The organism is Bacteroides sp. (assembly GCF_029057325.1).
Lineage (GTDB): Bacteria > Bacteroidota > Bacteroidia > Bacteroidales > Bacteroidaceae > Bacteroides.
The window spans coordinates 35,159-49,219 of the sequence record NZ_JAICZW010000166.1; the positions used below are offsets into that span (position 1 = coordinate 35,159).

Annotated in this window: 7 protein-coding genes; all 7 read right to left on the minus strand. The window is 46.9% G+C overall.

Annotated elements, in window-relative coordinates:
- Window positions 1-29: 29 nt before the first annotated feature.
- The 7 genes from K2G43_RS11295 to K2G43_RS11325 all read right to left on the minus strand — a co-directional run bounded on the left by K2G43_RS11295 (window position 30) and on the right by K2G43_RS11325 (window position 14,005).
- Entirely contained in the window at window positions 30-902 is an 873-nt protein-coding gene (locus K2G43_RS11295; RefSeq protein WP_300155243.1) for a hypothetical protein, read from the minus strand.
- Between the two features lie 5 nt (window positions 903-907).
- Window positions 908-2,869: a hypothetical protein gene (locus tag K2G43_RS11300; protein ID WP_300155246.1), complete on the minus strand. Its 1,962-nt coding sequence runs from the start codon at window positions 2,867-2,869 to the stop codon at window positions 908-910.
- Window positions 2,870-2,887: 18 nt separating this feature from the next.
- A complete protein-coding gene (locus K2G43_RS11305) occupies window positions 2,888-4,723 on the minus strand; it encodes a hypothetical protein (protein WP_300155249.1) in 1,836 nt (611 codons plus the stop codon).
- A 19-nt stretch (window positions 4,724-4,742) separates the two neighbouring features.
- Window positions 4,743-5,708, minus strand: coding sequence for a hypothetical protein (locus tag K2G43_RS11310; RefSeq protein ID WP_300155252.1), 966 nt, complete (start codon window positions 5,706-5,708; stop codon window positions 4,743-4,745).
- Window positions 5,709-5,773: 65 nt separating this feature from the next.
- Complete coding sequence (locus K2G43_RS11315; RefSeq protein WP_300155255.1) at window positions 5,774-7,831, minus strand: S8 family serine peptidase; 2,058 nt, start codon at window positions 7,829-7,831, stop codon at window positions 5,774-5,776.
- A 36-nt stretch (window positions 7,832-7,867) separates the two neighbouring features.
- Complete coding sequence (locus tag K2G43_RS11320; RefSeq protein ID WP_300155258.1) at window positions 7,868-10,756, minus strand: virulence factor SrfC family protein; 2,889 nt, start codon at window positions 10,754-10,756, stop codon at window positions 7,868-7,870.
- Between the two features lie 54 nt (window positions 10,757-10,810).
- On the minus strand, window positions 10,811-14,005 hold the full coding sequence (locus K2G43_RS11325) for a virulence factor SrfB (RefSeq protein WP_300155261.1): 3,195 nt from the start codon (window positions 14,003-14,005) through the stop codon (window positions 10,811-10,813).
- Window positions 14,006-14,061: the final 56 nt, after the last annotated feature.

The window sequence follows — 14,061 nt, forward strand, 5'->3', positions numbered from 1 at the left end:
TTATCTTTCAATCATTATTTATCGGCTAATCAATTGCCAGCGTTTTGAGGTACTTGATAGGTTATCTTAAACGCAGCCAATTCACTGACTCCGTCTGTTTTTGCCTCGGTAACAAACGCCCTGTATACACCTTCAAGTTGCTTTACACTCTCAGGCGTGGGTGTCTTGCCTTGAAAATGCATCACAATCTGACGGCTCAATCCCTGATAGAAACTTAAGCGTTGTTTGTGAGTCAAATCACTTAAGTAGTTCTCATCCAATCCTTGGACAAAGCCGGGGATGTGCGTCATCTCTTGCTTATAAAGACTGTTGGCTCTGTAATTCGATGCTGTGCCGAGTATTCCTTGGCGGTGACTTTCGAACGAAGTCCATTGGGTAGTAGCTGTGTCATATTGGGCTACAATATTGTGGCGGCTACTCACAAATCCACGAATCTTACGATAGAGTGTATGGCGTTTTTCTACTTTATCCACGCGTAAGTCGCCATCCAAACTTTCATAGCTTTTCAAGGAGCACACCCCTTGGTAATGTTTATTGAGCTGGGCATCGTTGAATGAATCTTTATCGTGCAAAGCCGTCAAATAAGCATCGCAGGCTTTGTTGGTCGCCGATTCGTGGAGTGCATTGTTTACTGACAGATAGCCGGTAGATGAAAACATTCCCATTTTCTTCTTACGATCGATGTCTGCTCGGACTTTCTTATATAGCTCCTCATTCCAGCCCTCTGCAGCTTTCCAAGCGTCACGTATTTCCTGGCATTTGGCTGTTATATCAATCTTATCCTCTGGCACAAAATCATCGTCCTCATCCGAAGCGTTCTGAAACAGAGAACCCCAGTTCAATGCCAAGATTAAGATGCCGACAAAGACTATAAATATGCCTAATAATTTCAGTGCTTTCATTATCTCTAATTATTTTTAAAATTATCCTCATTGTTGATATATGGCATAATCACATCTTCGCGGAACTTATATATTTCATCAAAAGTCTTAAAACCATCTTTGGGCCATTGTTTTTCTATCTCTTCTTTAATCTTCCTGGCTATTTGTGGTTTCAATTTATTCTTTTGAGCATTTTTATAACTATCATATAGAATGGAATTTGTTACGGCTTCAATCCTTGTCCGTTGTTGAGACGTAAAATATGGTTTATAATCGCCACCATTTAAACTGAATGTAGTGAATGTCTTGGCGTTTATTTTGTCCAATAATTCTTTGCACTTTTCTTCTTTTTCTTTACGTTTTCTTTCTTTTTCAATAGCTTCATCGTTTGATATAGTATCAGTTCCGGTTTCTTCTTCATGAACTTCTGCCTGAATTGGTGAATCGACACTGGTAACGGATGGATTGACTTCATCAATAGGTGAATCAATATTCGCTGCCGAGATTTCGTTTCCTTCGGTAAGAACCGGTGTGGGATTCTGTTCTTCGCTAATTCCATCTCCTTGTTTTTTATTTATGGACGAGCAAACAACCCACGAAATGATGCCACCAACGAGAAGCCCTAAAACCAGGCCGATGATAAACGGAATCAGTCCTTTCTTGTCATAACCATGATAGACATTCTTATCCGATTGTTTTTCTTCATCGAAAGAGTCGTTCGGATTGTTCTGCTTATGGGACTTCTGTCGATTGGACTGGGAAGAATGTGGGTTCCGTGACTGATGCGAATCGTCATTGTCTCCATAAATATCTTTTGGATGGTTAGATATAACTATTTCTTTCTTTTTGCCCTGAATCGTCACTTTCAGGCAACGCGTTTCGTTGTCGTGTTCATACTGGCAAGTTAACAGATAATCGGTAGTCTGGTTGTTGATAGTCACCGGTTTATAAGCCTGTGAAACCGGAATGCGTGTTTTTTGTGAAGTGAAAGGAACTGTCTGACCGTCAAGCTGAATATTCACTATCCCCCTGCGGATGAGTTCGGTTACAGCATTCTGTCCCTCGCGATTAAGTCCGGTGATGGTATATTCCATATCATAATAACGCCGTTCACCGTAAACGGAACACTCGATACAATCCTTGTCTTCGTTGAGAACCACCGTAGATTTTGCAATCTCCAGTCTTCCTCCATTTTCTTGCAATTGCGACAAAGTGAAGAATACATTGTCGTATAATAAATCTGCTGTATTGTGCAAAATCCTGGAAATATCGAACAGGTCTGTAGGAAGCGATAAAAGGATGCCTTCCGCATTTTTTATATCACCCGTCAACAAGTCGTTCACTATAATCGAATACTTCTTCCGGCGGGGAATTTCCAATTGTTCCAATCCTGCGATGGTGGCACATGACACACCCACTTCCACCTCTTTGAACTGGTGAAATTCGGGATATTGCGTATCACGGAAGAAGGCAGAGAGTTTATCGGATTGCACACACAATGTGGCCGTCATGCCTGAGGAATTCATTTCGACATAAGTACCGCGTCGAGGTTCTAATGGATAGCGAGCCACAATTTCTGTAAACTCATCCTGATTCACTTCGATGTCGAGAAAGCGGTATACACCATCGGAATCACACTTCATATAAGCAGTTTTGTACTTTTCATATACCTCATGAAGCACTTCGTATGGGCTTTTGCTATCGGCAAACTGCATATCGCGAGCTACGGTCATGATGATGCCCAATGCGCCCAATGTGTCAATGTCGCAGGGACGTACTTTGCGGTCAATCAGTTCATAAACAATATAATCTTTGGCATGACGCACCACGCACATGGGATTCTCGCTTACCAGCGTGGCACGGTACATATTATCAGCTTTTTCACCACCTGCCAACATACCAATAGCGATGCGAGGTGAGAAACCTCCTTGACGCGATTTGGTGCCAGCCAACTGTAAACCTATTTTCTGATATTGTATTGTACTCATAATCTTAACACTATAACGTTATAAGTTCTGTCCAAATATTTTTTTCACTTTATCAAAGAAGTTTTCTTCACGCGTTCCTCCGGTCACCATTCGGATAGCATCGATAATTTTCAACGTCTCGGTCGGATCGAAGTCGAAAACGTCACCCAAATAGAACTTACCTAATGAGAAAGTAAATACTTGTGGTTTGTAGTTCGTAGAATAGTTGATGCGTTTCGATGTGCGGCAATAACTCTTGAGCATACTGATGGGACCTTCGTAGGTAGTAAGTAGTAATTGACGCGCTTTCTCAAGCCGTTCATTACTGTCTCCAAGCATATCGGCTTTGGTTACAATGAAATGGATGGCATCTACCGTTTTCATGATTTCCTGATTCTCGGGCAACACGAAAAGAGAGACAAACTTATTGAGTATATCAAGCTGTGAAATGTATTTTTTGCGGATGTTCTGGCCTATCACATTACCATTTGCATCACGGACATCTTCCACATATTCCACTTTTATTTTCGGTTTGGTTCCATCTACAATAATGAAGAATGCCTTACGGTTACCGCTACGTAACAAATTGGTAGCTCCGGTACCCATGTCAGAAAGTGAGGCATTACGGTTTTCGGCAATACGCAGAGCAAACTCTTCGCCTGACATTTCCACTAAATTGATGCGATGGTTCACAACATTTCCTCTACGGTCGGTTTCTTCTACAGAACCATGGATGGTGGTTACAAACTTACCATAAGTTGAACCTGGAGTAATACCTCCCTGCACATATTGTTGCAAAGCAGCGGCATAACGGCCTCCACTCGAAGCGGCATTCATGTTCAGAGTATATTGTTTACCATTCGCTCCGGCAAGTCCCATGAGCAAGCAAGTCTTGCCTGTACCTGGCGTACCAAACAGAAATACGTCTGTACTATTGGGTGGGCAAGAGATGTGGGGATCTTCTTGCATCAAATCTTGTAAGTGTGGCAGATAATCTCGTCCTTCTATCAGTCGTTCCCAGCTCTCGTCTGTCACCAGTCCTTCATCCTCCAATTCCCACTTCTTGAAAATATCCGCTTGAATCAAACGATCTACATCCGTTTTACTATATTCAGATGGATTATCCTTCATTTTTCTCAGTTCCTCGTCGCGCAGTTTATAGTATAGGGAGTTCACCTCGTTCTTAAACACGCTATCGGGATGGTTGTCGCGGTAATCGTCCACAATAAACAGGTCGTTCGAACGCTTCACGTCGTTCCACTGGGTTATTTCGTTGAGTGCTGCATGAGCTTCTACAGCGTGCCGCCCGCAAGGCAAGTCACAAAGATAACGGTTTAAGCTATTCTCAGAAATGGCATTCCTGGTATTGGTCCACATCAGGTCGTCCAGTTCATCGGCATGCACGCTATTGGGATACTTATGTTTGTACTGAAGTAACGCATTGTAATTGCCTTTCTCCACTATAGTCCAATCAGCCTGTTCTTTAGCGGCTTCCGTAGCTCTCCGTTCAGCCTCTAATATATCATTCAGCTTCTGTTGCAACTGTTGATTGATTTCCTGTACCTCCCGGCATTTGGGACCGGAGGGGAATTGCATCAGATAGGCAGATGTCAAGCGCTGAGTTTCTTGTATCTCTGCAGGAGACAGAATGAGTGATTCTGAGGATGCTTTAATCTGATTCCACATAGCCACTTCTTGAGGATTGCGTCCGGCTTCTTTGAGTTCTTCGAACACCATATCGGACACATAGCCTTTGAAGTCGTCTATCGTCAAGTCTTCATATTGCTGAAGCAATGCAACCAGTTGGGATACGGGTATATTGGGATTGTTTCTCACCTGATTCAACAGGATAGGTTTGTTTCCATTAATCAGCATAAGCGTATTTTATAAAGGTTTATAAGTCGGCTCCACCGGTAGTCCTTTTAGGTGTTGGTCCAACAAATGCAGAGCGTGAAACGATAAAATAATTGAAAATCACAAGCAGACAAAGCAGTACATATACTATCCAGCCTACCACGGTAGAACCGTCGGCTGCGATTAATGCTTTAGCAAAAGCCGGGTCGGGAGTATCTCCTAATTCAAATTTTACCAAACCATCAAAATAGTACTTCTCCGGACCTCCACCACCAATGATAGGAATAAGTTCGTTTTCCTCACCGAATTTTCTGATTTTAGTCTGTATGGCTGTCCAGGCTTCCGTATCGTATTTTCTTAGACGTACAGCCAATGAAGAGAGGTTCAGTATGTTCCATGCATGGATTTCACCTTCTATTTGGGATAGCTTTTTGTCGGTTTGTGGCAGTGATACGATAGCTGTTGCATTTTCTTTCCATCCACTCACTCCATCGTTTTCGCGCAGACTATATTTCTTCACATATTCCTCCAGCTTGTCACCATAGACCGGGCTTATTTGCTTTGAATCGATATAGTTTTGCAATTGTTCGGCAGCTTTATCCAGAGCCTGTCGCTGTTGCGCATCGTAGTTACGGTGCATATTCTTAATAGCCTCAACTTCTGTCAAGGCCTTTTTCTTCAGCTCCGTTTGCTGGGTAGTGATATAAAAGAATCGCTGGAAAGGCGCATGAAAGCATACTGCCACTGCTATAAAGATTGCTAAAGCCGACCACTCCACATAGCGCCAGTTTTCTACATTGTTCTCTGCGGTTTTTGCCTTGATACTCAGCCATAGTAAGAATCCCAAGGCTGCTACCAGTGCTATAGCTCCTACGATAGCTCCGCCGGGATTACCTTCACTGGAATGAAGTAGGATTCCCAGGAATGTGATGACCCCAATGCCTGCCAGCCCTATAAGTGCTATGACATTGGCGATGGATATTCCACTATTTTGTTTAGATGCCATAATGAATATATGTGTTATTGGTTATTATTAATAGATTGTATGAATCTCTTTTCGTTTTCTATCCATCAATTTACTTTTTCCAATTGGAAGTCGAACAGGGATTTTCCGTTTTCATAGCAGGTGGCTTTGAGTAAACGGTTTTCATCGGGTACACAGACATAGTCGTATCTCTTCATTGTGTGTCCTTGGCCGTCGTCCGATTTTTCTAATTGATTGATGATAAATTTATCTTTTTCCCATTTTACAGTAAAACGTGCTTTGTATATTCGCTTCGTGGCTATGGTGCGGTCTTCCAAAACTCCTGTCTGCGCAGACGAAAAAAGAAAGTAACTCCAAAGTTCGTCTATTTTGTTTTTATTATTGTCAGTCAACACCAGTTCATGTGTGCTGCGCCACTTGCCGAGAAGCAGATCGTGATTCTGCATGATGTCATCGAAATTAGCCAAATCGCCACCGGTAGCATCAAGCGCATCCTTTATCTGGAGCGTAGGACCGATACGGTGTCGGGTATCAGTCTGTTTACCGGTCAGGGCAAGAATCTTGACTACTTGATCGGCTGTCAAGTCCTTGTTCTTACTTTTTAGCAAAGCCACAGCTCCAGCCACCACAGGAGCGGCCATCGATGTACCTTCCATCTCTTGAAATCCGCCTTCGGCTTTCACGTTAAATTTCTGCCAGAGTGGTGTGAGCCAATTCACTGTAGAACTCCAGAGCTTTACTCCCGGAGCAGCTACCGTACTATAGTGTAAATCAGCTTCTTTCACCACACCAAAATTACTGAATTCAGCCATCTGGCCGTTGTTGTCTACTGCTTCTACATTCACTATCTGCTTGCTGCGGTTCATGAAATCCATTCCCATCAAAGCCGTTTCATTACCGGCAGCCTTCACTATCACGCAATTATGTGAGGCAGCGGTAGCCAATATGAACTCCCAAACCTGTTCGGCTCTTTTTCCGGTGTGTGTTGCCAACTCTACTTGTTCGCTCAAAGGTATTTTACCTGCATCTTCTCCTAAAGTTCCGAGAGACATATTCACTACATCTGCACCGTGATAGATGGCATACAATACGCCTTCGTAGATTTTTAAGAGATTCCATGGATAGTCACCTAAAGCGACCGGAATCCAGCTGCATTCGGGGGCTATGCCTGAGCAACCATAAGTGTTGTTCTGTCCGCCAATTGCCAGGCCTGCCACGTGCGAGCCGTGGCAATATAGTCCCATGTAATCATAAAGCTCTTTCGGAGAATTGACGTTAGGAAGACGCGGAGGCGGAAGTACATTCACCCGTTTGGTACCGATATTGATGGGGTTGGTATAGCGTTCGCCAATTTCAGGATTGGAAAGGTCGAAATAGCTGTCCACAATGGCAACCTTTACATCGCGTGAACCACGGGTGATACCCCAAGCTTCGTAAGCTTGAATCAGCTTGTAATACTCTTCATACTGCTTCACGTTGAATCCGGGATCGGAGGGACGGGTAGCAGTCTGGTCACCGTTCATGATAGTATTGGTGGTGACAAGGAAATTGATACCCTTGATACGTTGAGGCAATTCGTCTGCCACGATGGTCAATTCGTTTTGCGGCACACCTAAGAGCATGGTGGCGGCAGCAGGGTTATAATAGAGTATCTTATAGTTGTCGGATGGATAGATCTGCTTGAACTGTCGTGCAAACGAAATCATATCCTGCTTCACGTCTTGAGAGTTGAAGAATACCACCAGTTGGTCGGATACTACCTGTGTGACAGGATCCTCCGGACTGGTGATGATGTCTGTACTGTCTACAGGGGGAATGTAATTGTCGCTGGGAGGAGGCAGTTCGGGTACATCGGGAATCGTTTCGTTCCAATCGTTTACGATACTGGTGTCACGTAATTCGGGTGGTAGGTCGCGGTAAGGGTCGGGCACTACCGTATCTCTGCCGTTGAAGGGATTGAGCGGATTTATCGGATTGCCAGAATGGAACGGATTGCGGGGCAAATTGGAGTTAGCTCCACAACCACGCAACAACAAAGCCAGCACGAGGCATATCAGGCACAAACCTGCCAGAAATACCAAGGTTCGCCACAAGCAACCTTTTGCTCCCCATGGTTGCCAGAATGGAATATGAAAATCAGCCATAATCTTTATCTTTACTGAATAATACAATCTAAAAGTTTACGCTTTCAACTCATCCAATATCTTCTTCAGCGCATCGTTTGCCTCGCGCTTTTCGGGGTCGGGTACATTGAGATGAGCAATGAACGCCACGTAGAGATACTCCAGCCAGCTATTGTAATTGGCTTCATACGCTGGGGTGTATCTGTTGGATGAAGTGAGAATATCGTCAAACAAGTGTGTCATCTCTTCGTCATCGTAGTTCTCCTTGCGTGCCTGTTCTGTATATTCAAAGCAGGGCAGGTGCATGCTTTTAGCCAGTTTACGTGCCGAGTCGACCTGTGTGGGCGAGAGATAGCGGTAGCCAAAGTCCATCACGTAGTCGCTGATGGTGGTGGCAATCATGTCGGCAATCAGGTCTTGGTTGATATTTGCCGTGTTCAGCACATCTACATAGTCGGCAATATCATTCTCGATAGTCTGCATCAGGTGTAGGTTCTTGGCTGTGGAGACTACACAATCTACCAAGTAGGACACGGCAATCTCGTCCACTTGTCCGTCACCGGCGAAATTGTTCACAAACTGTACGTCAGTGAGCTTCTTCTCCCACAACTTCATCATGTGATTGGCAATCACTGCCGAGTTTTTACGTTTGATAGTTTCGCCCTTAAAGAGTACGTCAGATTCTATGCCTCGTTTCTTTAAATAGTCTGCAGCCTCGTCTTGATTGGTGAAATGGTAGTATTCGATGAACCGTTCCCACTTCTCAGCCATGGTGGGACAACCGTCGAAGTTGTTGCAACGTTTGCGTATCAGTTCATAATCCTTGATGGCATTACCATCGTTTACCGTGGCTGTGAGCGTAGGTATAAACTTATGGATTTCCTTGAAGCTTTCCGATTCGGTATATTGCAAGGCTTGCAAAAGATGTCCGAAATATTCCGGTTCGCTTTGGCAGGTGAACTCCAGTTCACGGAAGATATAATTTGCTTTACGAATATTTGCATCGAGCAATTCATCGGCGTTGGAAGATACATAATAGTCACGCAAGATGTTGTAGCAAGCCTTGCAAGCGGCAGCTATCTGTTCGGCTATCTGTGATTCACGTGCCGATGAGATTTTCTCTGCAAGTTTGGACAGTTGCTCTATGATGTAGACAGAACCGTCGTTACCGATAGAAGCAGCCACATCCCATGAGAGAGCGGGGTTGGCAAAGAGGTGTGTCTTCTTGTTGCTGACACTACAGAAAGTCCGCCGCTTCAGTTCATAGTATGCGCGGTCTATCACCATACTTTGTTCTGTTCCGTTACCGTCTTCATCCACACCAGCATAGATGTTGCACGCTTCGGGGCGTGAGTACTTGAAGTCACGTAACATATAGCAGTTCTGAAAAGGTATTCCGTTACCTGTCCAGTTATTCACCCATTTGTTTTGACTTGGGATGAGGCACTCGACCAGCAATCTTCTGATAAATCGGGCTTCCCAGACATCTTCAAAAGCCTGTTCGCTATATTCTATCTTTGTATCAGGATAGCTAAAATCCACATTGAACATCGTACCGATGTGGAAGAGAGGAGATATGCCTGTTTTTGCGATAAAAGCCGCACGTTTCTCGGGAGTGTTGCCTACATATTCGTCCACCCAACCTGCCAGCAGGTTATGCATTTGTGTAGCTTCCAGGTTCTTTTGGTGGTGGCAGTAGAGCAGGATGTTGAGCGTCTTTTCATCGTTGTATTTGTTGAAAAGATAGGCAACCTTTCCTCTGAGGTAACAGTTTATCAGGTTACTTGTCAAGCCTGAAAGTTGGGACAATTTGATGTTAAGGCGTGCACGGGCTCCGGGAAAGTCGAGCAAGTCGCACTCTTTCAGAACTTTCATGGGTACATCCCCCTGGGTCAGTAGTGTTTGGGTTTCGGACGGGATATCCCGCATATCATATCGCCCGCTGTTGGTGATGAATTGTTCCCGGATTTTGATAACAACTTCCAGACATACCGCACAAAGCTCGCTCTTGGTGAGTGTCTCGACTTTCTGGATGTGCTGTGGTGTGCCGATATAGACATCTGTGGTGTACTTCTGCTTCTCCGGCGAGAAGAGTAGTCCCAAGCAAGCCACACTCATAATGGTGTTAGGCTCTTTGTTCTCATGTGCCACGGCAGAGATGGGCAGATAGATGTATTCTGAAAACTTCAGCCTTTGCAGGATGTTCAGGCAGGTCTTAAACAAGTCGGTAAAGCGTTGGTCTTTGTTCCATAATACGGAGAACAGGTCAGCGTAGTCTGCCACCGGTACACGATGGATAATCTGTGCCAACCGGTCGAAAAAAGGTGTTTTGGAAGAATAGACCTGTCCGGCATTGATGTATTTGCGGAAATACAACTTGATTTCAAGCAGGTCATCGGCTATTAAAACAGGATGTTGCTCTTCTTCATGTACCGAATATTTTTCGAAAATGGCTTCGCTCATCCCTATCAAATCCATTTCACCTGCTGTGGTGAAATCTATGATGTCGGTGAAATAAGAGTCGCAAATAATCAGTATGATATCCTTTACGCTGAGCGTACGCATCCGGATGGGATACACGGCAGAATAATCCGCTTCATTGCGGCTATACGAAGAAAAGCGGGTCACTACTCCCGTTGCCTCGCCGCCACCGCCGATAGGGTTGATTTCTTGGATGAATTTGTATTCCCTGTCGGGGGCATCTACCATAAACGGGCTGTCGCTGTTCCGTAGGATGCAGTTCATCAGATAGGACTTACCCACCTGGCTGTTTCCGAAAGCGGCGATACCGGGGTTGGTATCCTGTGCCCGCCTGAGGATACGCAGTTTGCGACGCTCGTCTGCCAACTGGAAGAAGCGCTGGTCATATTGCTCGGGACGGTTCTTCTTAATCCACTCCAACCCATTGTTGATGCTTTCGATGTATTTGTCTATGTTGTGTACCATATTTCCTTTCTACTTGTTGAATCGTTACGTTTGGTTTTCATTCTCTCCGAACCGTCAGCGTTCCTGAATCTTCAGTGTGAACGCTCCCTTGTCCATCCAGAAGCCTCCGTCGTGAGCCAAGGTTTGCAGACGAAGCTCTACGGCGCCGCTGGCGATGTTGTCGCCTTCCATGTCGGTCACATCTTCCAGCGTGAGAAGTTCGCGGTCTTCATGGTAGTTGCGCTGCAGCATGATGTTGAGCTGGGCGGCATGGCTATGGTTGTAGATGGCATATAGCGGACGAGCCTGGTATTTGGGCGAGTTGTATTGTTTGCAAGCCAAATAGCAGGGGAATATGGAGATACCTTTCAGGGTGACCGTGCTGTTTTCGGGAGTCAGGACAGGCGTACGCACTTCCTGCAGCTCTTCGTCGAAGATGCCGATGTAACGGGCGGTGGACTTCATGTTCTTGGCGAGTTGGGAAAAATCGAGCACCAAACCGTTGAACCCTACCGTACTTGCCAGATAACCCACTTCGGCTCCTACGGACACTACCGCTTTCTGGCTCTCTTGGAAGTATCCTTCCTCGGTAGCCAGCGGGAACCAGCGTCCTACGCGATACTCGTTGAGGCATACCAACCGGCTGGGGTCGATGGGGATGTATTTCAGCAACAGCTCCGTGAGCGGTTTCAGATTGGTGGGGCGACCGGAGAGCACGATGATATCGCAATGCAGGGCGTACATCACTACAGAGAGTGCCTTGAGCATGGGTTCCATCGTGTCGCGTACGATGCCGCTTACCACCTCGGGGTCGTAACGCCAGCCCAGGCTTTCAAAACGGAAGCCGAAGTGATGTTCGAAGTGGTCGAGCAGATATTGTGCGGGCTTCTCTTTGGGGAAGAGCTCGGCGTAGCTGTAGAGTTTCGACGGACGGCCTTGCTTGAGCTGTTCCAGGAAAAACTGCGATATGGGGTGGCTGATTTGTGTGCAGAAGTCAATCCGGCATCGGCGGTCACGCTCGCTCTGATTGGCCGAGTTCTCGGCAAAGAAGTGGTGCATGAGCTGCTGCGTGAGGTGATGCTTCAGCTGTTTGGCGTCTTCTTCGGTCATGGCATGACGGATGGCATCCACCATTTCGCTATAGGCACGGGTTTCGGCCACGCGAGGTATAGCCATCAACTCGTCGGGTGTCATACGCTGGATGCGGACAGCCAACGCGCTACCTATGCTGCCTATTGTATCGGTATTGTTGTCGGTACCTTCCAGCACCACATCGCGGATGAGGTTGTGCAGGATATCATCGCCGGCAGAATAGAAACTGTCATAATACAGTGGGATAGGAGTCAGCCTGCCCATGCCTTTCTGTCCATAAGCGGCGACCATGACGTCGGTGGTTCCGGCACCTATGTCGATGGTTCCTATTGTGAGGGCATTGCCTTGGAAACCTTGTGCCTCCATTTCCTGACGGTGGTGTCCTTTCAGTTTGAAGAACTGGTCTACCCGTCCGCCATAGCGCTTGGAGAGTTCGGCATACAGGTACACCAGCTGGCTTGCCAATGCTTCGTCATACATCCATCCGCGTTTCTCCAGTTCCATGATGTCGTCGGTGGGGCGCAAGAGTTCGGGGTCGGGTGTGATGGTCATGGGCGGAAGTTCGGGATGGAGCTTCTGCAACAGGCGCGTGGCGTCTTTGGCGGCGCGGCGTAGCACTTCCTGCTCCTTGATGGGCATTGCCGTAGGACAGGTCATGATGATGTTGCGCAGGTGGCGCGAGCAGTTCACGTGTCCGTGCATTTCGCGGAACTTGCTGGAGTTGATGTAACTCAATGCCTGTTGCAACATTTCAATCATGACAAACGTCATGAGCGAACTGCGACTGTAGTGACAGGAGTTGTCGGTCGTGCCAAGGTTGAACAGGTCAATCTCTTTGGGCTGTTCCAGGAAAGTGCCATCGTCGTCGAAGAGGTCGGTGAAGCCTTCAATGAAGATTTGCGGGTTCACTTTGAGGCTTGTGGGGTCGTCTTCCATCACCATCTGTTCCCAGCGGCTTTGATAGGGCTTGTCATCCCATAGGTAGCGTTTGGGCGATGAATAGTTGGTGGTGCGCTCGCTTTCGCCATGGGTTTCGAGCGAACGGTACACCAGATGCTTTGCCTCTTCACCCACTCTCACCAACGAAGGCCAGCGGAATAGCTCCTTGCCTTGGGTCAAATCGCCGCCAAAGTCGGCACGGCGGAATACTACGCGCATATCGAAAGCGTTCTCGTAGGTGCGCCAAGGCTCCGAGAGGTCGCGCAGGCGGAGCATACGGGCTTTGGTGAAGTCGCCGTTCTCGAACAATACCGCACACGTACGGCTGTTGCCGATGTCCACCGACATATCTACCGGTATGCTTCTCGACACATTATTGTATAAGGTGATTTCGAGAGCGGCGCCGGACAAGCGCAGGAAATTGATCAAGTAAATATAGTAAGCTATAAACTTATACTTGTGCTGGCACTCCTCGCGCAAGTCGATGCCGAGGAGGGATACCAGGTAGTCACCTATCGGGGCATCATTCTGCCCGTCGGGGATATTCAGGAAACTGCCAAGTAGCAGGTCGGCACGGTTGCAAAGCGAGTATCGCTTGCTCTCTTCGCTGCCCGGCAAGAAAGCGGGGCGGAGCACTCCCTCGGCCGCATCGGCTGCCAACGTGGTGTCGAACGCCCACGTAAAGCGGAAATGTTGCTTGCCGTTGGGCTGACGGTCGCCGATGGCGTCGATGCGCACGCGGCACCAACCGTTGGGATAGCCCGAACTCTGCCCGTTCACCTCCATTTCATACATGGGCATGGGGAGCCATTTGCCTAAGAGCAGTTCAAATCCCGTCTTTATCTCGTGGTCCTGCTTGATGCGGAGGGATGAGAGCGAATTGACGCTCGTCAGCTGAGGGTCGCCTTGCGGATAGCTCTCCACGATGGCGAGCACGGTGTCCTTTTTCATCTTCGGCACGCCGCTTTCGTCCAGCATTTTGGTGCCATTGGGCGCTTCTTCGATGAGGGCGTTCTGCTTCAGGTAGTTTACCGGTACAAACGAGCCATCTTTGGCACTGCACACATCCACGCGTACGCGTCCTCCATTCAGGAAATCGATGGTTTCGAGGAAAGTGTATTTCAGTGTCTTGCCGCTATCGGGCAGTAAGAGGGGCTCTTCGGGGTTGAAATCCAATTCGGTCTTCTTGAAGTGAAGCCCTGAGTTGGCTATCAGGCTATTGGCTATATGTTTATCCATAATAAAAGGTGTAATGGTTCTTTATTGTATGAAAACATGGAAGTAAATGGTTCGTG

Excerpts from the sequence above, each read along its gene's own strand:
- K2G43_RS11295 (WP_300155243.1), bottom strand. The coding sequence starts at position 902 with ATGAAAGCACTGAAATTATTAGGCATATTTATAGTCTTTGTCGGCATC.
- K2G43_RS11320 (WP_300155258.1), bottom strand. The coding sequence starts at position 10,756 with ATGGTACACAACATAGACAAATACATCGAAAGCATCAACAATGGGTTG.
- K2G43_RS11300 (WP_300155246.1), bottom strand. The coding sequence starts at position 2,869 with ATGAGTACAATACAATATCAGAAAATAGGTTTACAGTTGGCTGGCACC.
- K2G43_RS11305 (WP_300155249.1), bottom strand. The coding sequence starts at position 4,723 with ATGCTGATTAATGGAAACAAACCTATCCTGTTGAATCAGGTGAGAAAC.
- K2G43_RS11325 (WP_300155261.1), bottom strand. The coding sequence starts at position 14,005 with ATGGATAAACATATAGCCAATAGCCTGATAGCCAACTCAGGGCTTCAC.
- K2G43_RS11315 (WP_300155255.1), bottom strand. The coding sequence starts at position 7,831 with ATGGCTGATTTTCATATTCCATTCTGGCAACCATGGGGAGCAAAAGGT.
- K2G43_RS11310 (WP_300155252.1), bottom strand. The coding sequence starts at position 5,708 with ATGGCATCTAAACAAAATAGTGGAATATCCATCGCCAATGTCATAGCA.